At 61.3% G+C, this 24,249-nt stretch carries 21 protein-coding genes, 1 tRNA gene and 1 pseudogene; 15 read left to right on the forward strand and 8 right to left on the reverse strand.

What is annotated here, in order from left to right:
* Window positions 1-68 precede the first annotated feature (68 nt).
* Both V1279_RS15825 and V1279_RS15830 read left to right on the forward strand, forming a co-directional pair.
* Window positions 69-890, forward strand: a complete 822-nt coding sequence (locus V1279_RS15825; protein ID WP_334437436.1) for an NmrA family NAD(P)-binding protein — start codon at window positions 69-71, stop codon at window positions 888-890.
* Window positions 891-892: 2 nt separating this feature from the next.
* The gene (locus V1279_RS15830) at window positions 893-1,378 is read left to right on the forward strand and encodes an anthrone oxygenase family protein (RefSeq protein ID WP_334437437.1); all 486 of its coding nucleotides are present in this window, start codon (window positions 893-895) and stop codon (window positions 1,376-1,378) included.
* 73 nt (window positions 1,379-1,451) lie between these two features.
* Here the strand turns inward: V1279_RS15830 and V1279_RS15835 are convergent, their stop codons facing one another.
* Window positions 1,452-2,174: a choice-of-anchor K domain-containing protein gene (locus V1279_RS15835; RefSeq protein ID WP_334437439.1), complete on the reverse strand. Its 723-nt coding sequence runs from the start codon at window positions 2,172-2,174 to the stop codon at window positions 1,452-1,454.
* A 252-nt stretch (window positions 2,175-2,426) separates the two neighbouring features.
* Window positions 2,427-2,501 (reverse strand) — tRNA-Asn (locus tag V1279_RS15840).
* 270 nt (window positions 2,502-2,771) lie between these two features.
* Between V1279_RS15840 and V1279_RS15845 the strand changes: the two genes are divergently transcribed.
* The 7 genes from V1279_RS15845 to V1279_RS15875 all read left to right on the forward strand — a co-directional run bounded on the left by V1279_RS15845 (window position 2,772) and on the right by V1279_RS15875 (window position 11,925).
* Window positions 2,772-2,948 (forward strand): hypothetical protein, encoded by a 177-nt coding sequence (locus V1279_RS15845; RefSeq protein WP_334437441.1) that lies wholly within the window; start codon window positions 2,772-2,774, stop codon window positions 2,946-2,948.
* Window positions 2,949-3,093: 145 nt separating this feature from the next.
* Window positions 3,094-3,759: a protein-L-isoaspartate O-methyltransferase family protein gene (locus V1279_RS15850; protein WP_334437443.1), complete on the forward strand. Its 666-nt coding sequence runs from the start codon at window positions 3,094-3,096 to the stop codon at window positions 3,757-3,759.
* A gap of 246 nt (window positions 3,760-4,005) precedes the next feature.
* Window positions 4,006-5,409 carry a TolC family outer membrane protein gene (locus V1279_RS15855; protein ID WP_334437444.1) on the forward strand — a complete coding sequence of 468 codons (1,404 nt, stop codon included), beginning with the start codon at window positions 4,006-4,008 and terminating at the stop codon, window positions 5,407-5,409.
* A gap of 317 nt (window positions 5,410-5,726) precedes the next feature.
* Window positions 5,727-6,437, forward strand: a complete 711-nt coding sequence (locus tag V1279_RS15860; protein ID WP_334437446.1) for a PopZ family protein — start codon at window positions 5,727-5,729, stop codon at window positions 6,435-6,437.
* Window positions 6,438-6,723: 286 nt separating this feature from the next.
* Window positions 6,724-9,591 carry a valine--tRNA ligase gene (locus V1279_RS15865; RefSeq protein WP_334446412.1) on the forward strand — a complete coding sequence of 956 codons (2,868 nt, stop codon included), beginning with the start codon at window positions 6,724-6,726 and terminating at the stop codon, window positions 9,589-9,591.
* A gap of 177 nt (window positions 9,592-9,768) precedes the next feature.
* Complete coding sequence (locus V1279_RS15870) at window positions 9,769-10,155, forward strand: VOC family protein (RefSeq protein ID WP_334437447.1); 387 nt, start codon at window positions 9,769-9,771, stop codon at window positions 10,153-10,155.
* Between the two features lie 180 nt (window positions 10,156-10,335).
* Window positions 10,336-11,925, forward strand: a complete 1,590-nt coding sequence (locus V1279_RS15875) for an ATP-binding protein (RefSeq protein WP_334437448.1) — start codon at window positions 10,336-10,338, stop codon at window positions 11,923-11,925.
* A 43-nt stretch (window positions 11,926-11,968) separates the two neighbouring features.
* Here V1279_RS15875 and V1279_RS15880 read toward each other — a convergent pair whose 3' ends face one another.
* From V1279_RS15880 to V1279_RS15900, 5 genes are all read right to left on the reverse strand, one after another.
* Complete coding sequence (locus V1279_RS15880; RefSeq protein ID WP_442894776.1) at window positions 11,969-14,266, reverse strand: glycoside hydrolase family 113; 2,298 nt, start codon at window positions 14,264-14,266, stop codon at window positions 11,969-11,971.
* Window positions 14,267-14,620: 354 nt separating this feature from the next.
* Window positions 14,621-15,238 carry a hypothetical protein gene (locus V1279_RS15885; RefSeq protein ID WP_334437450.1) on the reverse strand — a complete coding sequence of 206 codons (618 nt, stop codon included), beginning with the start codon at window positions 15,236-15,238 and terminating at the stop codon, window positions 14,621-14,623.
* A 175-nt stretch (window positions 15,239-15,413) separates the two neighbouring features.
* Entirely contained in the window at window positions 15,414-15,803 is a 390-nt protein-coding gene (locus V1279_RS15890; RefSeq protein WP_334437452.1) for a DUF2513 domain-containing protein, read from the reverse strand.
* Between the two features lie 93 nt (window positions 15,804-15,896).
* The gene (locus V1279_RS15895) at window positions 15,897-16,361 is read right to left on the reverse strand and encodes a hypothetical protein (RefSeq protein ID WP_334437454.1); all 465 of its coding nucleotides are present in this window, start codon (window positions 16,359-16,361) and stop codon (window positions 15,897-15,899) included.
* 83 nt (window positions 16,362-16,444) lie between these two features.
* Window positions 16,445-17,104: a hypothetical protein gene (locus V1279_RS15900; protein ID WP_334437456.1), complete on the reverse strand. Its 660-nt coding sequence runs from the start codon at window positions 17,102-17,104 to the stop codon at window positions 16,445-16,447.
* Between the two features lie 81 nt (window positions 17,105-17,185).
* On the opposite strand from V1279_RS15900, the gene V1279_RS15905 reads away from it, so the two are divergent.
* Window positions 17,186-17,815 carry a hypothetical protein gene (locus tag V1279_RS15905; RefSeq protein WP_334437458.1) on the forward strand — a complete coding sequence of 210 codons (630 nt, stop codon included), beginning with the start codon at window positions 17,186-17,188 and terminating at the stop codon, window positions 17,813-17,815.
* Between the two features lie 926 nt (window positions 17,816-18,741).
* Here the strand turns inward: V1279_RS15905 and V1279_RS15910 are convergent.
* Window positions 18,742-19,344, reverse strand: a complete 603-nt coding sequence (locus V1279_RS15910) for a DNA-3-methyladenine glycosylase (protein WP_334437460.1) — start codon at window positions 19,342-19,344, stop codon at window positions 18,742-18,744.
* Between the two features lie 131 nt (window positions 19,345-19,475).
* Between V1279_RS15910 and lipA the strand changes: the two genes are divergently transcribed.
* The 5 genes and pseudogenes from lipA (at window position 19,476) to V1279_RS15940 (ending at window position 24,246) form a co-directional block, all read left to right on the forward strand.
* Complete coding sequence (gene lipA, locus V1279_RS15915; protein ID WP_334437462.1) at window positions 19,476-20,435, forward strand: lipoyl synthase; 960 nt, start codon at window positions 19,476-19,478, stop codon at window positions 20,433-20,435.
* A 15-nt stretch (window positions 20,436-20,450) separates the two neighbouring features.
* Window positions 20,451-20,990: a DNA topology modulation protein gene (locus V1279_RS15920; RefSeq protein WP_334437464.1), complete on the forward strand. Its 540-nt coding sequence runs from the start codon at window positions 20,451-20,453 to the stop codon at window positions 20,988-20,990.
* Window positions 20,990-21,469, forward strand: coding sequence for a type II toxin-antitoxin system RatA family toxin (locus tag V1279_RS15925; protein WP_334437466.1), 480 nt, complete (start codon window positions 20,990-20,992; stop codon window positions 21,467-21,469). Before V1279_RS15920 ends, V1279_RS15925 begins: the two co-directional genes overlap by 1 nt.
* 65 nt (window positions 21,470-21,534) lie before the next feature.
* Window positions 21,535-22,470 (forward strand): annotated as a pseudogene (locus tag V1279_RS37825) (NAD(P)-dependent oxidoreductase); the annotation flags it as partial.
* Between the two features lie 102 nt (window positions 22,471-22,572).
* Complete coding sequence (locus V1279_RS15940) at window positions 22,573-24,246, forward strand: thiamine pyrophosphate-binding protein (RefSeq protein WP_334437467.1); 1,674 nt, start codon at window positions 22,573-22,575, stop codon at window positions 24,244-24,246.
* The last annotated feature ends 3 nt before the right edge of the window (window positions 24,247-24,249 follow it).

Consider the following 24,249-nt stretch of genomic DNA (forward strand, 5'->3'; position numbering starts at 1 on the left):
ATACGAGAGTTTATCGGGTTTAGCAAATACGAGATATTCTCGTATTGCGTTTCCGAAAGGACCTAGCCATGTCAGAACTTCCGATCCTGATTATCGGCGGCGCAGGCAAGACCGGTGCGCGCGTCAATGCGCTGCTAAGGGCGAGCGGCGTCCAGACGCGGCCGGTGTCGCGTTCGACATCAGTGCCGTTCGACTGGACCCGGCCCGAGACGTGGCCGGCCGCGCTTGCCGGCGTCTCGATGGCCTACGTCACCTACCAGCCGGATCTTGCCGTCGAAGGCGCCAGTGATGCGATCGCCGAGGTGAGCCGGCTGGCGCGCGAGAACGGGCTTAAGCGCGTCGTATTGCTGTCGGGCCGCGGCGAGCCGGGTGCGCAACGGGCGGAGGCGGCGTTGCAGCAATCCGGCGTTCCCTGGACCATCGTGCGCGCAAGCTGGTTCAACCAGAATTTCTCCGAAGGCTATCTGCTCGACGGCGTGCTGGCCGGTGAGATCGCCTTGCCGGCCGGAGCGGTACCCGAACCGTTCATCGACGTCGACGACATCGCCGAGGTCGTCGTCGCGGCGCTGACAGATCGGCGTCATGCCGGCAAGCTCTATGAGGTGACGGGGCCGCGCGCGCTGACGTTCGCGCAAGCGGCCGCCGAGATCGCCGGCGCCGCGGGGCGGCCAGTCAACTACCGGCAGATCGCGCCGGAGGATTTTGCAGCCGGCATGCGGCCCCATGCACCCGCCGACATCATCGAACTCATGCTGGAACTCTTCACCGTCGTGCTCGACGGGCGCAATTCTGATGTCATGCACGGCGTCGAACAGGCGCTCGGCCGTCCCGCGCGGGACTTTGCTGATTACGCCCGCCGAACCGCTGCGACCGGGGTCTGGAGGGCATGACCATGCTGCAGATGTTGATGGTTGGCCTGTTGTGGTTTTCCGCGATCGGCTGCGGCCTGCTTGCCGGCCTCTACTTCGCGTTTTCGACCTTCATCATGACGGCGCTTGGCCGCGTCGGGCAGGCGGCCGGCATCGCGGCGATGAATGCGATCAACGTCGCGATCGTCCAGTCGCTGTTCATGCCGATCTTCCTGGCAACGACCGCTGCGAGCGCAGCGCTGGCGGTGACGGGGCTATTGCGCTGGGGCGAGCCCGGCGCGATGGCCATGATGGCTGGCGGCGTGCTCTATGTGCTCGGCATGTTCGTCGTCACGATGATCTTCAACGTGCCCCTGAACAACGCGCTTGCCGCGGCCGACCCCGCAAGCCACGAGGCCGCATCGCTGTGGGCGCGCTATCTGACGGACTGGACGTTGTGGAACCACGTGCGGACGGTCTCATCCACGGCGGCTTGCACGCTGTTTATTGCGGCGATTGCGGCGCGATAGGGCGCCACGCATGCCGACAAACAAAAGCCGCCCGATCAGGGGCGGCTTTCGAATTGTTTTCAGGCGCCTGAGATCAGGCAGCCGTGACAGCGTTCCCGCCACGCTTGCGGCGAAAGGCCATGAAGCCGACGCCGGCGAAGCCGAGGATCATCATTGCCCAGGTTGACGGTTCAGGTACAGGAGGGGCCGCGGTCGCGAAGGTAAAGTCTGCCTTTATCTTAAGCGTCGACGTCCCGCCCTCCGGATTGGTCCATTTGCTTCCGTCGTACCATCCATCACCATATTCAACGAAGTGGATGTCGGACACCGTAACGCCGTTGAGGGTGAATGGACCAAGGTTGTTGAGCAATGCCTGGCTGATGTTGAACACGTTGTCAGGCGACGGGTTGGTCGTCTGCTGGATGTTCAGGTTGAACTCCTGAGCATCAAACGCATTGCTCGGCGAGGTGAAGTTCAGCGAGAAGGTGTATTTGACGTTGAAGTACTTGTCGGTGTTGTAGGTGGCCAGGTTCACCCAGGTGATCTTGCCAATGGTGTAATCGTCCTGGTTCGTTGTGATGTTTGTGCCGATGATGTCCGTAATGGTCAGCGTGCTGGACTTATTTCCCGGCCACGTCGCTCCCGACATTTTGAGCACGTTGCCGCCGTTCGTGATGGAACAGCTGGGGCTGCCGCCGCAATTCGCCAGGTCGGAGAAATTGCCGTTGCCGGTGAAGCTCACGATCGCTGCATTTGCCGGTGAATGCACGAGAGCGGCAAGCAAACCTGCGGTTAGAATTTTAAATACGTTGCCCATAGCGGGACACCCCATTTTATTAGCGGTTTATTATAACGGAACCCTCCCAGATATAATATATCCAGTCAAGGGAGCATATTTAATTTTCAGAATTAAATATCAATCCCCGGGTTGTAGGGTGAATCATGTTCGCGTGCAGGGAAGTGCTGGCCGGCTGAACGGGCGCTGCCGTTCGCGCGCAGGCGCGACAGCGCCGGAATTGCCGCGCTGGTCGAGATTATCTGGCGTGTCGAAGATTAGAAAAGCCGCGACTGGCTCCCCGGGCTGGATTCGAACCAGCGACCATTCGATTAACAGTCGAATGCTCTACCGCTGAGCTACCGAGGAACAGGTGAAACAAAGGTTCGCGAGCGGGGAGCGTATAACAAAGCCTTTCGGGCTTGCAAAGGACCAAATCACCGGCTGCGCTCCTGCTTGAAGCTGGGCCGGAAAGCCCCTGCGTCACAACGATTTGTCGTCGTTTCGGCCCGGGGCAGCCGGTGGCCGGAACCCGGCATGTGCAATTCCGGCATCCCCAGGCGTCATGGGTCGGGCCGCCAATTCGACTCAATCGGTCCCGAGGCTCCGTGACGCTGGGGGTTCACGGGAGCTGATTCGATGCCAGCCATTGCCGACCTGGTCCGCGCGGTACCTTCGATCGTCCCAAGCGACATTCCCGCCATGAGTGACGACGAATGCCTGCTTCGGCTCGCGCAAGCCATTGAAGAGCATGATGCCAAACATCTGGATGAGGTCGCGCGGCTGATCGCCCGGCTCGCCGTGACGATCGAGTAGGCGGCTTTCCCGCGCCTCCGGCGGCGGCTCTCAACAGGCGCCCGCATGTTGCGTTTTGCCGACGCTTGTACCAAAGATGACCCGGTTTCAGCTCTCGGTTCCAGTTCTCTTGCGGCCACGCCGCATGCTCTCAGGGTCTTAGCCTATGTCCGGTTTTGCGGCCGCGCGCCAGAAAATGGTCGATGGTCAGGTGCGTCCGAGCGACGTGACCGATATCCGAATTCTCGATGCCATGCTGGCGGTGCCGCGCGAGGCCTTCGTTCCCGAAAACAAGCAGGCGCTGGCCTATCTGGACCTCGATCTCGATGTCAGCGAAGGCGGCGCGGCCAAGCGGTTCCTGATCAAGCCCGTGGTGCTGGCGAAGATGCTGCAGGCGGCTGCCATCAAGGAGACCGACCGCGTCCTGGTGGTCGGCTGTGCCACCGGATACGCCGCCGCCGTGATCTCCCGATTCGCCCCCCAGGTGACCGTCACGGAGAGCGATTCGGCGCTGGCCGCGAAGGCGCAGGCGATTCTGGCCAGCAATGGCTGTGGAAACGTAACCGTCCGTGCCGCGGCGCCGGCCGATGGAGACCCGGCAGGCGCGCCTTATGATGTCATCGTGCTGAACGGCGCAACCGAGATCGTGCCGGAGCAGCTCTACCGGCAATTGCGCAGCGGCGGCAGACTGGTGGGCGTGTTTGCGATGTCGCGGCCGGCGCGGGCCACCGTCGTGACCTCTTCGCATGGCGATTTCGGTCACCGGACGCTGTTCGATGCCACTGCCCCGGTGCTGCCCGGCATGGAACTTGTTCCGGCCTTCGTATTCTAGCGTTTCAGCCGTTTCCACGCCCAATATTCGCCCTCCGTCACCAGCTAAATCCTCTTCGAAATCAGAAGTGTGGCCCGATTGCCCCACGTGAAGAGTTTCGACCGGGTTTGCTTGCTGGGTAGTTCCGTGCAGCCTACGTGCGGACTATGGTGAGCCGGGACTCACTTCGAGTGAAGCGACGTTCGGTTAATGATCGTGTGCAATCATGGTCATTGGACTGGGCGCCAAAAGATTGGATTGCTTGGGATGCGTGGGGTGAAGGCATTTGCCGGGGCCGCGGCTTCGGCCCTTCTATTAGTATGCATGGGCTCGACGCCCGTCTTGGCCGACACGATTGAGGCGGCGCTGGTACGCGCCTATCAGAACAATCCGCAGCTCAACGCGCAGCGCGCGCAGGTGCGCGCCACCGACGAGAACGTGCCGCAGGCGCTGTCGGGCTACCGCCCGAGAGTCGCGGTCACGGCGAGCGCGGGCGTCCAGTATACCGACAGCCTTACCCAGACCGGCGACCTCAATGTCGGGAGGCCTCCCCCAATTAACGGCACCAACGCGCCGCGCAGTGTCGGTGCGACCATCACGCAGACGCTTTTCAACGGCCAGCAGACCGCGAACAGGACCAGAGCGGCCGAGGGGCAGGTTTCCGGCGCACGCGAAGCTCTGCGGGCACTTGAGCAAACCGTCCTGCTCACCGGCGCCACGATCTACATGGACTATCTGCGCGATTCGGCGATCGTCGAGGTGCAGAAGAGCAACGTTCGCGTGCTCGAGCAGACGCTGAAGCAGACGCGCGATCGCTTCAATGTCGGCGAAGTCACGCGCACCGACGTTGCGCAGTCGGAGGCCCAGCTCGCCGCCGGCAAAACGCAGCTCCTCACTGCAGAAGCCAACCTCAACACGACGCGCTCGAATTTCCGCCGCATCATCGGCAACGAGCCGCAAAACCTGGCGCCGGGCTCGCCGGTCGATCGCTTCCTGCCATCGACGCTGCCGGCAGCCGTCGAGCTCGGCTTGACGCAAAATCCGAACGTCACGGCGGCGATGTTCGGCATCGACGTCAGCTACCTCCAGGTCAAGGTGGCCGAAGGCGCGCTGTTGCCGACGGTCACGCTTCAGGCATCGGTTCAGCAGTCCTATGAGCAGAGCCTGATCCAATACCGCGCGTTCGGCGCGTCTGCGGTCACGCAGCTTTCTGTGCCAATTTATCAGGGCGGCGCCGAATATTCGCTGATCCGCCAGTCCAAGGAAACGGTGGCGCAGCAGCGCCTCGTTCTCGACCAGACCCGGGACCAGACCCGCGCCAACGTGGTCACGGCATGGGGACAACTCGTCGCCGGCAAGGCGCAGGTCGCTTCTGCCCAGGCGCAGGTGGCGGCGTCGGAAATCGCGTTGAACGGCGTGCGCGAGGAAGCCAAGGCCGGACAGCGCACCACGCTCGACGTGCTGAACGCGCAGCAGGCGCTGGTCAACGCGCGCGTCGCGCTCGTCACCGCGCAGCATGATCGCGTGGTGGCGTCATACTCCGTGCTGAACACGGTCGGACGGCTGTCGCCGCTGGTGCTCAACCTGCCGACCACGGTCTACGACCCGAGCGTGCACTATCACCAGGTGCGCGATAGCTGGGCCGGCGTTCGCGCACCCGACGGCCGCTGATCTCCGAGCAGATTTTCGCACAGGTGGGATGAAATCGTCGCCCGGCGCCTGAAGCGCCGGGCGCTTTGCTTGCAATCAATTGTGGCCATGACGTACCGTTTCCTGGGCGAGCTGAGCGATTCGCGGCCTGCGTCTTTGCATCTCACGGACGCGGCGTCGGATTGCATTTGAGGGGAGCAGGACCCGCGCGCGATGCAGCGGGCGGGCTTGATCTGGGGACAAGTCGGGCTTGAGCGATGAAAATCCCGGCCCGCATATCCGGAACCGGCAATTCCTTCGTGGCTTTGGTGTAAAATGGTTTCGATGTGGAGTCGGAGATGACGCAACCTGCAAAGGTCCAAGAGCCCTCGATGGAGGAGATTCTGGCGTCGATCCGTCGCATCATTGCCGACGACGAGGCAAAGCCTGCGGCGGCCGAAAAACCGGCGAGCCCGGCGGCTGCCGCGAAGCCGGCCGTGATGAAGGATATCCCGCCGTCGGCAATTGCTCCGGCGCCGAAGCCGGCTGCCGCACCGAAGCCAGCCCCGCCGCCACCGCCGCCTGCACCCGAACCGGCCGCCAGCAACAACCAGGACGACATCGATTCGATGCTGGCGAGCCTCGATGCCGCGACGCCCGAGGCGGATATCAGGCCGGCGCAGCCCGAGGCCGACGTGTTCGAACTCACCGACGAGATGGCATTGCCGGAGCCGGCACCGCTGCCGGCGGCGTCGTTTAACAAGATCGAGCCGGCGGATGACATCGAGTTCAGCGAGTCCAAGGCGTCACGTCGCCAGCCGGCCTATGAGCCGCCGTTCGAGAGCGCGCCAGCGCGACCAATTTTATCGCATTCGACCGTCTCCGCCGTGGAATCCGCTTTCAATTCGCTGGCCAATACCGTGCTGAGCAACAATGCGCGGACGCTGGAAGATCTGGTCAAGGAAATGCTGCGGCCGATGCTGAAATCCTGGCTCGACGACAATTTGCCGGGATTGGTGGAGCGGATCGTCAAGGCCGAAATCGAGCGGGTTTCGCGCGGCGGGCGCTAGTCCCAAGGTTGTGTCGAGGCTGTGTCGAGGCTGTATCAAGGCAGCCTCGGCGGCGGGCGTCGATCGGGACCCCATTCGTACCTTCAAACCGGCGTTACCGCGGCTCCCCGCTGCCCCGGACCCGCGTTGTCAGGTTGACTTGAGGCGCTGCGGCGGCTTTCTAGGGCGCGGCCCGGCGCTGATCACATCAGAACCGGGCGTTACCACGTTGATTTGATTCACATTCTTTGAGCGGCCCGGCGACGGATTGCTCAAGAACGCCCTCTATATCCCCAATTGTAGTGCCATGATCGAGAAAAACTACCAGCCCGCCGATATCGAAAGCCGCATGTCCCGGATCTGGGAGGAGAGCGGCGCGTTCAAAGCCGGCCGCCCGGAACGAAAAGACGCCGCGCCGTTCACCATCGTGATCCCGCCGCCGAACGTGACGGGCTCGCTGCATATGGGCCACGCGCTGAACAACACGCTGCAGGACATTCTCTGCCGCTTCGAACGGATGCGCGGCCGCGACGTGCTGTGGCAGCCCGGGACCGACCATGCCGGTATCGCGACCCAGATGGTGGTCGAGCGGCAATTAATGGAGCGGCAGGAGCCCGGCCGCCGCGACCTCGGCCGCGCCAAATTCCTCGAACGCGTCTGGCAATGGAAGGCGGAGAGCGGCGACACCATCGTCAACCAGCTCAAGCGTCTCGGCGCTTCCTGCGACTGGTCGCGCGAACGCTTCACGATGGATGAGGGGCTGTCGCGCGCGGTCATGAAGGTGTTCGTCGAGTTGCACCGCGAAGGGCTGATCTACAAAGACAAGCGGCTGGTGAACTGGGATCCGAAACTGCTCACCGCGATCTCCGATCTCGAAGTGCAGCAGGTCGAGGTCAAGGGCAATCTCTGGTACCTGCGCTATCCGATCGAGGGCAAGACTTTCAATCCCGACGATCCCTCGACTTTTGTCGTCGTGGCGACGACACGTCCTGAGACGATGCTCGGCGACACCGCCGTTGCTATACATCCGGAGAACGAGCGTCTCGGCCATCTGATCGGCCAGCACGTGATCCTGCCGCTGGTCGGCCGCCGCATCCCGATCATCGGCGACGACTATGCCGATCCCGAGAAGGGTTCGGGCGCGGTCAAGATCACCCCGGCGCACGATTTCAACGACTTCGAGGTCGGCAAGCGGCATGGCCTGCCGCGGATCAACGTGTTTGATCAGGAAGGCTGCATGAACCTCGTGGGCAACGAGGATTATTTGCGCGGCTTGCCGGAAGGTTCGGAGCAACTGGCCGAAGAGCTGAACAACGTCGAACGCTTCGCCGCGCGCAAGAAACTCGTGACCCGGCTGGAGGATTTCGGCTTCCTGGAAAAGGTCGAGCCGAACATACACGCGGTGCCGCACGGCGACCGCTCCGGCGTGGTGCTCGAGCCCTATCTGACCGACCAGTGGTATGTCGACGCCAGGACCATGGCGCAGCCGGCGATTGCAGCGGTGCGCAGCGGGGCGACCGCGTTCGTGCCGAAGAACTGGGAAAAGACCTATTTCGAATGGATGGAGAACATCCAGCCCTGGTGCATCTCGCGCCAGCTCTGGTGGGGTCACCAGATCCCGGCGTGGTATGGGCCCGACGGCAAGGTGTTCGTGGCCGAGACCGAAGAGGAAGCCGTCGGCAACGCGCTCGGTTACTACGTCGAGCAGGAAGTCATCACGGAAGAGCAGGGGCACGAGATGGCGCAGGACCCTGCCAAGCGCGAGGGCTTCATCGTCAGAGATGAGGACGTGCTCGACACCTGGTTTTCCTCCGGGCTGTGGCCGTTCTCGACACTCGGCTGGCCCGACGAAACGCCGGAAGTGAAGCGCTATTACCCGACCAACGTGCTCGTCACTGGCTGGGACATCATCTTCTTCTGGGTCGCCCGGATGATGATGATGGGCCTGCACTTCATGAAGGAGGCGCCGTTCTCGACTGTCTACATCCACCGCCTGGTTCGCGACGAGAAGGGCGCGAAGATGTCGAAGTCGAAAGGTAACGTCATCGATCCCCTGGGCGTCATCGACGACTTTGGCGCGGACGCGCTGCGCTTTGCGCTGGCGCGCGGCGCGGCCCACAGTCACGACATCAAGCTGTCGCCGCAACTGGTCGAAACCAATCGCAATTTTGCGACCAAGCTCTGGAACGCCTGCCGCTTTGCCGAGATGAACGGCTGCGAACAGCCTGCGGAGTTCGACCCGACGAAAGCCAAGGAGACCCTGAACCGCTGGATCGCGCACGAGACCTCGCGGGCCACGCGCGAGGTGACCGAGGCGATCGAGGGCTATCGCTTCAATGATGCGGCCAATGCGATCTATCGCTTCGTCTGGAACGTCTATTGCGACTGGTATGTCGAGCTCGCAAAGCCGGTGCTGATGGGCGAGGAGGGCGCCGCGAAGGCCGAGACCCGCGCCATGATTGCCTGGGCGCGGGACGAGATCCTCAAGCTGTTGCATCCGTTCATGCCCTTCATCACCGAGGAACTCTGGGCGGTGACGGCCAAGCGCGACGGCCTGCTGGTGCTGGCCGAATGGCCGCGCAAGGCGAGTTCGGTGACGCCAGAGCAGATCGCCGCGATGGCGCTGGCAGGACCCGGCGACCCGCTGATCGCGCCGGTCGTGGCCGCGCTCGACGCCGGCGATTTCAGCGATCCTGCGGCCGAGGCCGAAATCGGCTGGGTGGTTGATCTCGTCACCGCGATCCGTTCGCTGCGTTCGGAAATGAACATTCCGCCGGCGACGTTGATACCGGTGGTGCTGTCGGGAGCGTCCACGGAGACCATGGAGCGCGCGCAGCGTTGGAATGACATTGTGAAACGCCTGGCGCGGTTGGCCGAAATCGATTTCGCCGATCGCCCGCCGGAAGGCGCCGTGCAGTTGCTCGTGCGCGGCGAAGCCGTGGCGCTGCCGCTCAAGGGCGTGATCGATCTTTCGGCCGAAAAGGCCCGACTCGACAAGGAAGTCGTCAAGGCCGACGCCGACATCAAGCGGGTCGACGCCAAACTCGGCAACGAGAAATTCGTGGCGAACGCGCCCGAAGAAATCGTCGAGGAAGAAAAAGAGAAGCGGGAGGCCGCAGTGGCGCGGAAGGCCAAACTGCAGGAAGCGCTGGAGCGATTGAAGCTGGCGTCCTGACGTAAGGCGCTGAACTATCCCCGTCATTGCGAGCCACCCGGTCGGCGCGAAGCGCCGCCGGATGACAGGCTCCGCGAAGCAATCCATCGTGCCGCATGGAAAGTATGGATTGCTTCGTCGCTCCGCTCCTCGCAATGACGGCCGACCCAGCCTCAGTCATCATTCAGGGATCGATCGATGCTGGACCACGTCTCCATCACGGTTTCAGACTTTGCCGCGGCCGAGCGCTTCTACGACGCGATCATGAAAGCACTCGACGTCGTCAAGGTCGGCCGCAGCGACCGCTGGCTCGGCTACGGCGAACGCGCCGACGCAGAGCATCCGGATCGCGTTTACATCGCCATCTACAGGGGCGCGAAGCCGGACGAGGCCACCAGCCGGCATTGGTGCTTCAAGGCGAAATCGCGAAGCGAGGTCGACGCCTTCTGGCGCGCCGGCATCGCCGCCGGCGGCACCGATGACGGCCCGCCGGGCCTGCGTCACTATCATGCCGCCTATTACGGCGCGTTCCTGTGCGATCCCGACGGCAACAAGGTCGAAGCGGTCTGTCACCGGGGGTTGTAGCAGGCGCAAAGCAATCGTAGCGCTGGTTGGTCGGACATCGCGCGGGCTTGGAAAAGTGCCGTTGGACTAAACCGCTCGCGCGGTATGTCGCTTGCGGCGGCGGGCGCACCACGGATTATCTCCGACGCCGCGGAGGCCCGCGTGCTAACACTGTCTCAACTCAAATAGGATATTCTGAACATGTCGACGCTCACCCCGCATGGCGCGTGCTTGATGTGGAAGCCGGAATTGATCTGGCTGAATGCGGTTTCCGACGCCATGCTCGCCGGCGCGTTCTTTGCTGCCGCGTTCGTCGTCGGGCTGTTCGTGTGGATGCGCCGCGATATCATGTACCGCGGCGTGTTCGGGATATTCGCCATCTTCGCCGCGGTCTGCGGGATCGCCCGCCTGCTGTCGATCCTTACCTTGTGGGTGCCGGCCTATGACATCGAGGGTCTCACCAAAGGCTTGCTGGCGCTGATATCAGCCGGAATTACGGCCGCGCTGCTGCTGTCGCTGCCGCGGATCCTGGTGCAGCCGTCACGCACGCAACTTGCGCAAGCCAATGCGGCGCTTGAGGAGGAAATCCGGCACCGGCGCAAGGCCGAGGCCATGGTTAAACGTTTTCAGGAGATCGAGGCCAACGAGGCCCAGGTCCGGCAAGCGCAGAAGATGGAAGCCGTCGGCCAACTCACCGGTGGTGTTGCGCACGACTTCAACAACATTCTGACTGTCATCACCGGGACCATCGAAATCCTCGGCGAGGCGGTCAAGGATCGTCCGCAGCTCGTCCAGATCACCGATATGATCAGCGCCGCCGCGGCGAGGGGGGCCGACCTGACGCGGCATCTGCTGGCCTTCGCCCGTCGGCAGCCGCTGCAGCCGCGCAACACCGACGTCAATGCCCTGGTCATCGATGCCGCGCGGTTGCTGCGACCGACGCTCGGCGAACAGATCGAAATCGAATCGATGCTGGCGCATGATTCCGCGCCGGCCCTGATCGATCCCAGTCAGCTCTCGACGGCGATCCTCAACCTCGCACTGAATGCGCGTGACGCGATGCCTGATGGCGGCAAGCTCACGCTTGAAACCCGGAACGTCGTGCTCGACGAGACCTACCCCGGCATGACCAGCGAGATCAGGCCGGGCAACTACGTCATGATCGCGGTGAGCGACACCGGGGAGGGAATCCCCGGCAGCCTGCTCGACAAGGTGTTCGAACCGTTCTTCACCACCAAGGAGGTCGGAAAGGGATCGGGGCTGGGTCTCAGCATGGTCTACGGCTTCGTCAAACAGTCGAACGGACACATCAAGATCTACAGCGAAGAGAGCCACGGCACCACCGTGAAGCTTTATTTGCCGGCGGCGGCGGGTGTGCCGGACGCGCTGGCCGCCGATGCTGGCACCTCGGGGAGCGAGTACGGCGACGAATCCATCCTGATTGTCGAGGACGACGCGCTGGTCCGCGAATACGTCGTGACGCAGATCAGCCGTTTCGGGTACCGGACGAAAGCCGCCGGCAACGCCGCCGAGGCGCTGGCCCTCATCGATGGTCCCGAACGCTTCGATCTGCTGTTCACTGACGTGATCATGCCCGGCGGACTAAACGGCCGTCAGCTCGCGACCGAGGCACTGAAGCGGCGCCCGGAGCTCAAGGTGCTCTATACGTCCGGCTATACCGAGAACGCCATCGTCCATCACGGCCGCCTCGACGCCGGCGTGCTGCTCCTGCCGAAGCCTTACCTCAGCTCAGATCTCGCGCGGATGATCCGGATCGCACTGGCATCGTGAATTCTTCAGGACGGGAAGGCGCTCCTGCGACCCTCGGCTGACCTCAGACGAACAGAAAATCGCCAGCGTGGAGCTGGCTCAATGTCATGTTCCGAATCTCGATCGTATTGTTGGCGTCGACCGTAATCGCGACGCTCGTGCCAACCTCGGCCATATGCGATTGAAGGGCGCTGAAGTCGGCAAACACCGTCTTGTCGAACTGAATGATGTCCTGCACACCATCGGTGTTCTGGAAGTCGGCAACCGTGTCCTTGCCGAAGCCGGCAGCGAAAACGAATGTATCATTGCCGGCCCCGCCGGCCAGATAATCACTTCCGGCGCCGCCAGTCAGCCGGTCGTTGCCGCTGCCGCCATACAGGAACTCGCTGCCGGTGCCGCCCTGCAGGCTGTCGTTGCCATCGTCTCCGAACATCTGGGTTGCCGCGGGGCCGCCTTTCAGTTGGTCATCACCGGCATTGCCATGCATGACGTCCAGCCCGCCGCCGCCGGAAAGATAGTCATTGCCGTCGCCGCCGTTCATGACATTCGCTACCCACGAGCCATAAAGCTGATCCTTGCCGGCGCCGCCGTCGAGCAGGGCGCCGGTATCGCCGGTGGTGGCCTTGATGATGTCGTTGCCGTCATCGCCATAGAGTTGATCCGTCGCCGTGGTGATGCCGGCGCCGCTGTTGATTGTATCGTCGTCCGCCCCGCCGTGGATCACATCCGCGCCGGGGCCGCCATTGATGGCGTCGTTGCCTGGGCCACCCCCGATCATGTCCGTCCCAGCGCCGCCGTTGATCACATCTTTGCCTGCACCTCCGTCAAGGCTGTCATTATCGGTCGCCGAGCCGAAGAACAGGTCCTGGCGAGTAGTCATGTCATAATGGATGGACTTGTTCTGATAGAGGTTCCAGGTTCCCGGCGAACTCGGATTGACTGCGTCGGAGACGGCAAGATGCTCACCGTTGACTGTGATGTCCTTGATGTAGAGGTTGCGGTCGCCATTGGCGTTGGCAACATCGTTGATGAAGGCGAGATCGAGACTGGACACTGTCGCCGGGTTGGCGAATGTGAATGTGAAAGTCTGGAAACCCGATGGATCGGTCGCGCCGTGGAATTCGACCGTGCTGCCGATCTGCTGCCCGTTGATCAGGAGCTGCATTTTGGCGCCGACGCCGTCGACGACGGAGCTGTAGCCCGTCACCGTGACTGACGTCTCCGTGAGTTTCGGAATGGTATCCGGGCCGCCGGTAATGGTGTCGTCGCCCCCGTCTGACTTGATCGTGTCGTTGCCGACCCCGCCTGACAGAATATCATTGCCGCCGCCGACATCCACCAAATCGGCAGACGGAGAACCCGTCAGTGTTTGGCCGGGCGTTTGGTGCTGACCGCCGTACCATTCAGTGATCAACTCCTGCGCAGGCTTGCCTTGAGGGGAATAGCCGATCGGCGAGTATTTGTTGTTCGTATCCCAATTCCAGATCGACGCGCCCCTGAACCAGCTTCCGCCTTCCGATCCCCACACCTGAAAGAAGGCGTTGAAGGCATCATATTGCTCCTGGACGTCCTGCGTCGTGCCTTCGGCCCAGCCGCCCGGTCTGATATTGGTGCCGTCGACGCTGCGATAGCCGGTTTCAGTGAAGAACACCTGCTTGTCGTACTGCACGGCAAGGGAATGGAAGAAATCAACCGGCGACATGTGATTCATCACCTTCGCCCAGTAGTCGTCGGTGGACATGCTGTTCCATGCATTGACCATCTCCTCGACGGTCGGATCGGTTGTCGTCGTTAGCGGCGGATAGGCGTTGATTCCGATGACATCAACCTTGTCCCAAAAGCTGACATTGATGGCTTCGTCGGTTGCGGCTGCGTAGGTGATCTCGCCATGGAACACGGCGCGTATGGAATCGATGAGGTCGACCCAGTAGCTTCGATATTGCGGGCCGGAGAGCTTGCCGAGTTCATTGCCGATCGAGAGCATGGTGACGCCGGCTTGCTCGGCGATTTCAGCCATGTGGACCATTTCGCTCTTGTAGGAAGCAAAGAAGGCGGCGGGGTCGCTCGGAATGAGTGCGTATGCGAGCGTGCCATCGAGGGCTGAAACCATGGGCTTCAACGTAACCGAAAGGCCGAACGCCCCGGCATTTGCCGCAGCCTGAAGAATATTTGCATCGCTCTCGGTCTTGTTGGGATCGGCGAAGACATCATTCGACGTCCTGGTTTGCATAAACAGCCGCGGAGCGAGCTCGATCGAGTTTGCATTGATGCCCGCAATCGCCTGCATGGCGGCGAGCGCGGAACCGGCGACGAATGCACCATTGTAGTTGGAGAGGAACCCAAATCCTTGAACAGGAAACACGCCCGCCATCGTGCAGCTTGCAGTTTTTGTTGCTGTTTGATGGCTACGTGGTTTGCGCAAGCTCATCACGCTGCGTGTTCCACGTGTTCGACGCAGTACAATTCATGAGCACTTCACTTTTCGCAAAGCAAAACAGCAGACCGCACTTACGTGTTCAACGTGGGCGTGTCGTGACGGGATTGAGTCGATGTTGCGACTGTTGAAAAAGCGATGCTCGTTGTTAGCGCATCATAGTCCTGCGGGTGCCGACCGCTTTGGTGATTCCAACTCGAACGCCCGCGACGATGTTGGGTTTAGTGGGCCGCACATGCAACGCAAAAGGCGGCTGATCGAGCGCGGCGAGCGGATAGCGCCTTACGCGCCAACGGTCCCTATCGAATTGCGAATGAATAAGATAACTATCTTGACTACAGTCATCAATGACGGAATGGCAAGAAGTGCGAGGCCACTCACAAAGAAGTAGGTGACCGCGAGACGACCGTATTTATCCTCTGCAGACAACAACGCATAGTGTTTACGAAGATATTGCACCCTGAGAGAAGCGGCTGTTTCACCTGATGAGATGTCGTCATTATAACTGGAACCGACGACGTGGCCTATTGCCCTGACGTAACCCTCAGTCATGACGTCACCGTCGATCCGCACGTAATCCTCCCAGTCACCATGTTTCTTTATCTGACGTGGGCAACGCCATTGATATAGCGCCGATCCGATGCCGAGATTCAAAAGGCCAAAGTACACGTAATATAGCTTGCTGGCCCAAAGGCGACTCCACCAGCCGACTTCATGCAGGCCTTGACCAGCGAGGCCTCCGTCGAAGAAGGACGTGAATTGGGAGCTGAGAAGGATAAGGTAACCGACGACCGGGAAGATCGCGGAAGATTGCACCGCTCGCGAATTGCCGATGGATCGAAGGCTCGTCCAGGTGGGAATGAACTTTGTCCGCAGTCTGTCGAGTTCATCTTGCGTCAATTTCGCAGTCCCCCTCAGCGTCGAGGAGCGTAGCGGCAACCGATGGGCGAGTGCAAGCGGCAACCAAAAAGGCGGCCCGAAGACGGCGATTCTGCATATAGATCGGAGAAAGAGGAGACGGGCGAGGCGCTGACCTCGATTGCGACGAACACATGCCCGATCTCGGCGCGGAAAATCAACTAATCTGCCCGAGGTGCCGCGTGATTTCTGCCTTCGCAATGGACTTCGCAATATCCCAAGCAAATCGCAGCGTTTCCGCTCCGCTGCTCTTCGCGATCGATTTGGCTTTCGCCCAGATATCGGGTTGGCGAGTCGAATCAAGAAAATCGTGACCGTCAGCGGTTATTCGGGTGAGCACGAATTGACCTGAAGTTCTTCGATATTCGCCGTCGATCCATCCCTCGTCAATGATCAGCATCATATGATAGGCGAGTACATCGTCATTGTGGCCTTCCAGCTTCGCGAATTCACTCGCATAGCCCTCCCGAAAAGCCCTACCATTCAGCTGTGGCGAATTCTCCAAAGCCAACATGATCTCTCTCACGAGATCGAGATCTCTCTTCATGCCGATCTTTCCCAGCCGTTCAGTCGTTTCTCCCCTAAAGCCGCAACTCTGTCGAACTCGCCTTGCCGGGCGCCTCGGCGGTAGCCGCATCTTTTATTTCCATGCGAGAAGGACATGTATCGAGCCGATCACGAGAACTAATACCGACCCGACGCCAAAAGTGATCGCCAGCCGTTTGGTGAATGTGATGGCGCCAGCATGCCTCGCAGTGCTTGGCCATGCTGCCCGATCGAATAGCATTAATGGTCTCGCCCACATGTCATACTGCGCAGCACCTAAGCTGAAATTCCACCATGCCGAGAAGCCAGACGCGAGTGCGAGAACGAGTCCGACCACAAACCACAACATGGCCGCAAGGTAGGGTGGTGCACCGGTTGCCGCAGCTTTGAAAGCTAGTCCACCAATGGCCGAACCGTGCATTAGAAAGATCGACGAAATCAGCCACTTGCCGTAATCGGCTTGCGCTCCGAACGATAGCCTCCGCATCTCTAGGAGGGCATCGTATGTGAGCTTGGCCACCTCCTTGTAATTGTCGTCACGCGCTGGTTCTTCGCTCACATTTGTTTTCCGTCGGGGGAGCTTGAGGCATCCAATCGCAACCAAAGGGCGAGCGCAAGTGTCGAAACCAACGTCCACAAAAATTAGGGACGGGTAGTTCTGTTTTGGCCGCGTGAACAGTTCGACCAAATATTCAAACTTGGTTCCGGCCGCACGCAGATACGCATGATGACGTCGTCCCGCCCTTCAGAAAGTTCATCGGAATACCTCAATTCGGCGAAGACGTAGAGCAATTGCTTCTTGCTGAGGAATTCAGACCAGCTCTCCTCAGGATATCCGACCGGAAAGGACAGGTAAGCCTTTTGGCCTGGCGCTATCTCGATTGTGGTAGGCGGAGCAGCCCAGTTCATCTGTGCAGTTTCCGAAATGCGCTTATCTTCTTCTTCGATGGTGAGCGCAGGTGTTACCTGTCCGTTGATGATCGCTCTTCGTATTTGCGCGGGTGATTGCCCGGTGTTCGAAAGCCAGATCCGCAACTGATGAAATCGTTTTTCAGCGCCCGCAATGTTCGCTTGGATCACGTTATCGTCAAAGCGATCAATGACAAGGCTGGCCCGCGCCCTCGGTACCTTGAAATAGTTTAGACCGGCGAACATTGCGCTCGTAGTCCCCGCAAGAAAGGACAGCGCGCTAATCCCGATTGCTATATGAGGCAAGGGGGATTCATGAAAGCTGCTCCAAATACGCGATAGCCAACGGTTCTCGTGACGAGATTTTCCTGCAAATAAGAGGACGAATGTCACGGAAAGTATCGTGCCAACGACCCAAAGAAGACCCGCCCAGAATGACATGCGTCCTCAGCCCGAGACGACTCGAATCAGCCCATGCTGATGGGTCTTGATCTATACCCGCAATCCTTTTCGTTCGTTACCGACAGTTTTTTTCATTGCTTTGACATTGGAATTTCTGGTGTTTCGGCCGGAGCGATTCATAGTCATCAACTGCGAATCGGTCAGTTGTACACAGGTGCAGTCGAGTTTTTGCGTTCCATTTTTTGGAGCTGCTCGATGCCAGTCTATGTCGACGTTTTCAAGCGCGGCCAGGACCCCGTCGTTTTTCGGGCCATTGCTCGCGAGTTGTATGACCTTCCACACGGCGCCTGGCGGGCGTGGGAAGAGGACAAGTTCCTTCCGGCGATGCTTCGATATTCGCAGGGCTACGTCTATTCGGAAAAGGAGCGCAGAAAGCTTTCCGAATTGTGTTGGTTTTCCGAGGAGGTGTACGGCCACGACGGTGTAACCGTCGTTGACATGATAGCCAGATGTCAGTTCTGCTGCGCCGATCTGGGGGACAGCCAGGATTGGATCGTCGAACTCGCGGACCGCAGGGTTGACTTTGTGCGCAGGCGGCAACTGCGCCCGCTCGTTAGTCTCTATCGATGTACCGGGATCCCGATCGCACACGTCGATCCCGAATACGATAGGTTGGAAGACTTCGAACTCTCCGCTGCGTGACCCGACAGTGCACTTAATTCTTTTGGCCCCATTCTGTCGGGCCGCGCTTGGCAGGCTTGAGAACGCGTTGCGTCTTGCGCTCGATGTCGCTGCTCGTGCGGCTGCTCACTTGCTACAGACAGTCGAAATCATAGGTCCCGCACCGTTGCGCCAATGCGCGATTTTCTCCAGCAGTTTCAAGCTGATTTGCCCTGTCCAGCCTTGGTCCCAAAAATATTCCGCTTCGCGCCAGACCCAAATCACCGGTAAAACCCCCGCCATCCCGTCCCGAAGAAGAGGGGCGTTGGCCATCGTCACGAACGTTGGGGCGGGTTGCGGTGGACGCGGCAGCGTCAGGCGCGAGAGGTGTTCGCAGGGCGGTTATCCGTGAGCGAACGCCGCGCGCAGACGAACGGCGCTTAAACGCTTTCGCCAGAAGTTTGGTCGGCGGCACTGGCTGGCTGAATGGTTTGGCGGAGGAAGCTGCGTACGGCAAAACCGTGTGGTCCTGGCGCCCGTTGCTGGCGTCAAGCTGGCGGAGGTTTGCAAACGCCCAACCGGGCAATGCGAGCCGTCAATTCGTCGGCGACGGAGGCAAGAGGAATTCGTCTCCGGGGAGAGCTCGGCATAAGCCGTAAAACCATTGCGCAGGGAGTGCCGGGCTGCTCCGGCTGTACCTGTATGCTCGTGTGCGCATTCTTGAGTGCATCTTGCACACGAGACCGCGGGTGCTAGCCGGCACCCGGCATTCCCTGCGCCCTCTGATTGGAGAGCGCAAACTTCAAGCAAGCCTCGGGTACATCGTGCCGCGAGATCGCGAAGGTGTATCTATCGTAGGGGTGGAGCGAAGCGATACCCATCAATGCCTGTGCGCAGGGCGATGGGTATCGCTTCGCTCCACCCATCCTACGGACTTCGCTCGCGATGACGGTCTCATGCTCCAATTGTCAAAACGGCTTGCTCATAAATCTCGATCCCTTCAGCCCATAGCGCCATGGCAGATCGACTGCTTTTGTAATGCCGATCCGCACGCCGGCGACGATTTCGGGTTTGCTGATACGCGCATGCAACGCGAACGGAGGAGCGTCAAGCGGCAGTTCGCTATGTTTGACGGTGATGCCGAGCGCCTCGCAGAGCTTGCCAGGCCCCGAACACAGCGCGCGCTCCTCCTGCAGGCCGCGGCGGCGGCGCATCGCTTCTATGCCGTGGGTCGGCTGCAGGGCGCGGATCAGCACGGCGCTGGCCGAGCCTTCCGCCTCGCAGACGAAATTCACGCACCAGTGGATGCCGTAGGAACGGTAGACGTAGGCAAAACCCGGCGGGCCGAACATCACCCGGTTGCGCGGCGTGGGGCCGCGAAACGAGTGCGCGGCCGGGTCCAGATGGTGATAGGCCTCGACCTCGACGATGATGCCGCCGACGCCATCGACCAGGAGCGTCGCCCCGATCAGGTCGGGCGCGACCTCATGCACGCTGCGGTCGAAAAATGAGCGCTTCAGCAGCTTGCCGAGGGGCGGGAGCGTACCGGCCGGTTTTGAGATTTGAACCATTCGAGGTGAGAATCAGAGGAACAGCGGGAGAACCTGTCGAAATAGTTACATGTTCCCCGGGGTTTTCGCGAGCCGGGTTGCAGGCACCTGATATACGGATTACGTAGGGATTCCGGCCTTCTGGACGAACCATGGTCACCATCGTCGACACGCTTTCCACCACGCCCTTGCGCCCGCGTCACCCTGAAAAGGTGAACCGGCCGGATGCGCTGTCGCCGCCGAAGCCGGACTGGATCAGGGTGCGCGCGCCGAACACGCGCGGCTACGCCGACACCCGCAAGATCGTGAAAGAGAACGGCCTCGTCACGGTGTGCGAGGAGGCCGGCTGCCCGAATATCGGCGAGTGCTGGGACAAGAAGCACGCCACCTTCATGATCATGGGGGACACCTGCACGCGGGCCTGCGCGTTCTGCAACGTCAAGACCGGCATGCCGGGCGCGCTCGACGCCGCGGAGCCGGAACATGTCGCGGAGGCGACCTTCAAGCTTGGGCTCACCCATGTCGTGGTGACCTCGGTCGATCGCGACGATCTCGCCGACGGCGGCGCGGAGCATTTCGCGCAGACGATCCGCGCCATCCGCGCGCGTTGCCCGACCACGACCATCGAAATTCTCACCCCCGACTTCCTGCGCAAGGAAGGCGCGCTGGAGGTGGTCGCGGCGGCCAAGCCCGACGTGTTCAACCACAATCTGGAAACCGTGCCGGCGCGCTATCTCAGCGTTCGCCCGGGCGCGCGCTATTTCCATTCGATCCGGCTGCTGCAGCGGGTCAAGGAAATCGATCCGACCATCTTCACCAAATCAGGCATCATGGTCGGCCTCGGCGAGGAGCGCCACGAGGTACTGCAGGTGATGGACGATCTGCGCTCGGCGGAGGTCGATTTCCTGACCATCGGGCAATATCTGCAGCCGACCCGCAAGCATCACGCCGTCATGCGCTACGTGACCCCGGATGAATTCGGAGGGTATGAGAAGGTCGCCTACACCAAGGGCTTTCTGATGGTGTCGGCGAGCCCCTTGACCCGCTCGTCGCACCACGCAGGCGAGGATTTTGCCAAGCTGCAAGCGGCGCGCCTCGCACGGGCCCGCTAGCCTCGGATTGAACCAATGCAACGCGTTCTTGTGATGGGATCGTCGGGGTCCGGCAAGTCGACATTCGCTCGACGGCTGTCGGAGATCACAGGCATTCCCTTCGTTTCGCTGGATGCGCTGTACTGGAAACCCGGCTGGGTCGCCTCTGACAACGCCGAGTTCGGGCAGCGCGTCGCCGAGGTCGCACGCCAGCCGCAATGGGTCATGGACGGTAACTTCACCAGCAGCGGCGCGGGTGAACTGCGCCGTCATTCCAGCGACACCGTGATCTGGTTCGACCTGCCGCGCTGGAGCTGCATGTTCGGCATCATGAAGCGGATCGCCGGCAGCTATGGCAAGGTCCGCCCGGAAATGGCCGCAGGCTGTCCGGAGAAAATCGATTTCGAGTTCCTTCGCTATGTCTGGACCTATCGGCGGCAACAGCGGCCGAAACTCCTGGACTATTTTCAGGGGCTGCGTGCCGATCAATCGCTGGTCTGCTTCACCGACCGGGCGCAGGCGAACGACTATCTGAAGGAAATCGCGCTCAAGCAGAACCGGGCGAGTGTCCACTGATGCCGCACTTTTCCAGCAAGCGCCGGGCTCATCATAGCGCGTCGCAGATGTTCGATCTGGTCGCCGACGTCGAGCGCTATCCGGAATTCGTGCCGTTGTGCCAGTCGCTGAGGATACGTCAGCGCACGTCGAGGGGAGACGGCACTGAAATCGTCGTCGCCGACATGACCGTGTCGTTCAAGCTGGTGCGGGAAACCTTCACCAGCCGGGTGACGCTGGACCGGCCCAACCTGAAGATCATGGTCGAATATCTGAAGGGCCCGTTCAGCAACCTCGAAAACCGCTGGACGTTCGAGCCGAAATCCGAAACCGACTGCGATGTCGGGTTCTTCCTGTCCTACGAATTCAGAAGCCGGATGCTGGCGATGCTGATGGGAACGATGTTCGACACCGCGTTCCAGCGTTTTGCTGCCGCGTTCGAAAAGCGGGCGAACGCGGTTTACGGCAAGCCGGGGGCAGGGCCGGCGAAAACCGGCTAGACGTCCGCGAGGTCGGCGCGGTCGGCCGAGCAACTCACCACTCCAACGAATCCTCCAACAATGACGGAAGCCCAGAGATGACGAGATTCGAACGCGTCGGCTTTATCGGCCTCGGCGGAATGGGACGAGGGTTGGTGAAGAATCTCGTCGCCAAGGGCGTGGCGGTTACCGCCTACGACCTCAATCCCGCCGCTGTGGCGGTTGCCAAGTCACTTGGTGCGACGGCCGCCGGCAGTCTCCAGGAGATTCGCGATAGCTGCCGTATCATCATGATTTGCGTCAATGAAGCCGAGGATGTCGAGGCGTTGTTGACCTCTGGCGATGGATTGCTGACCGGTCCGGCGCCGGGGTTCATCATCGTGGACCACACCACCGGCAGCCCGCAAATGGTCGCGAAGCTGGACCGCATGGTGCGTGCGGCCGGCGGGCGCTACGCCGAGGCGCCGATGACGCGGACTCCGAAACACGCCGATATCGGCAAGGTCAACGTGCTGTTCGGCGGCGAGCGCGACCTTCTCGACGACCTCAGGCCCTATTTCGAGCTCTATGCCGAAAACATCTTCCACATCGGCCCGCTGGGGCACGCCATCCGCCTCAAGCTCATTCACAACTACATCGCCTTCGCCAATGTGGCGGCGTGGTGCGAGGGGTTTGCGCTTGCTGCAAAGGACGGGCTCGATCTTTCCCAGGTGATCGGCATCATCTCGGCCGCCGGCGCCAAGAGCGGCATGCTCGATCTCTATGGCCAGGCCACGCTTGATGGCGACTTCACTCCGTTGATGTCGCTGGCGAACGCCCGCAAGGACGTCCGCTACTATGCGCGCTGGCTGGAGGAGGCGGGCTTGCCAGGGTTCATGGCGGAGGCCGTGCACCAGACCTACCGGCAGGCGGCGCTGCTGGGGCACGACGGCGAGTCCTGCACCGCCGTCATCAAGGCCTATGAAGCCGTCACCGGCGTAGATGCGCGGATAGCACCGAAAGACCAACTACAAGGAAAATGACCGGCGGGCATATCTGACCTTGCAGGAAAACCGGTTGCTGGTGCCGACGCCATTCATTAAGCCGGGTCCAAATCCGTGATCCCGTAACCGAAGGATGAGGCGATGGACGTAAATCTTCGAACTGGTGGACATATCCTGATCGAGCAACTGGCCTTGCACGGCGCCGACACCGTGTTCGGCGTGCCCGGCGAAAGCTTTCTCGCGGCGCTCGACGGCATGTATCAGAGCCAGCGCGTGCGTTTCATCAACGCCCGGCATGAAGGCGGTGCCGCCATGATGGCGGACGCCTACGGCAAGCTGACGGGCCGCCCGGGGATCGCGTTCGCCACGCGAGGCCCCGGCGCCACCAATGCGTCCGCCGGCGTTCATGTCGCGTTCCAGGACTCGACGCCCATGATCCTTTTGCTGGGCCAGGTCGGGCGCGACATGATGGAGCGCGAAGCGTTTCAGGAAATCGACTATCGCCAGATGTTCGGGCCGATGTCGAAATGGGTCGCCCAAATCGACGACGCGCGGCGGATTCCGGAGTTCATCTCGCGTGCCTTCTTCACCGCGACCTCGGGCCGACCCGGCCCGATCGTGCTGGCGCTGCCCGAGGATATGCTCACTGACACCGCCGAAGTGCCGGATGCGCCGCCCTACACGCCGCTTCCTATCGCGCCTGATGACGGCGCCCTGGGGCAGTTCCATGCGCTGCTTTCGGAGGCAAAGAAGCCGTTCCTGATCGTCGGCGGCGGCGGATGGAGCGATCAGGCACGCCGCGATCTCGAGGCGTTTGCGTCAGCGCATGAAGTGCCCGTCGGCGTCTCGTTCCGCTGCCAGGACTATTTCGATAATCTGCATCCCTGCTATGGCGGCCATGTCGGCATCGGTCTCGACGCAAAAATCGCCGAGCGGATCCGTAACAGCGATCTGGTGATCGCGCTTGGCGCGAGACTGGGGGAGGCCACGACATCCGGCTACACGATGTTCGATGTTCCGAAGCCAAGGCAGCCGCTGGTTCACGTCTATCCCGATCCCGAAGAGATCGGCCGCGTCTATTCGCCGACGCTCGGCGTGGTCGCGAGCAGCGCGGCCTTTGCGGCCGCGATCAAGCGGCTGGAGCCGAAGCATCGATCGCGCGCCGACTATGTCAAGGCGGCGCATGCCGACTATCTCGCATTTGCCGAGCCGACGCGCTCGCCGGGCGATGTGCAGCTCTCGCAGATCGTGCGTGGCTTGAGCGATCGCTTGCCCCATGACACGATCATCTGCAACGGCGCCGGCAATTATGCGGTCTGGGTGCATCGGTTCTGGCGCTATCGGCAATATCGCACCGAACTGGCGCCGACCTCGGGTTCGATGGGCTATGGCCTGCCCGCGGCCGTCGCCGCCAAGCTGCAGCATCCCGAACGCACCGTGATCGCGTTCGCCGGCGACGGCTGCTTCCAGATGACCGGACTGGAGTTCATGACGGCGGTCGAAAACCGGCTACCGCTGATTGTGATCGTCTGCAACAACGGTATGTACGGCACCATCCGGATGCATCAGGAGCGGACCTATCCTGGCCGTGTCTCCGGCACCGATCTGGCTAACCCGGACTTTGCCGCTTTGGCCCGTGCCTGTGGCGGCTTCGGCGCCCTTGTCGAGCGGACCGAAGACTTCGCGCGCGCTTTCGATGAAGCGGTAGCAAGCGGACTTCCGGCCATCATCGAGCTTTCGGTCAGCCCGGAAGCATTGACGCCGGTAAGCTCCCTCAGCGAAACCCGCGCCAGGGCGTTGGCTGCGCAGGGCTGATAC

Origin of the sequence: Bradyrhizobium sp. AZCC 1610, assembly GCF_036924515.1 — a bacterium.
GTDB lineage: Bacteria > Pseudomonadota > Alphaproteobacteria > Rhizobiales > Xanthobacteraceae > Bradyrhizobium.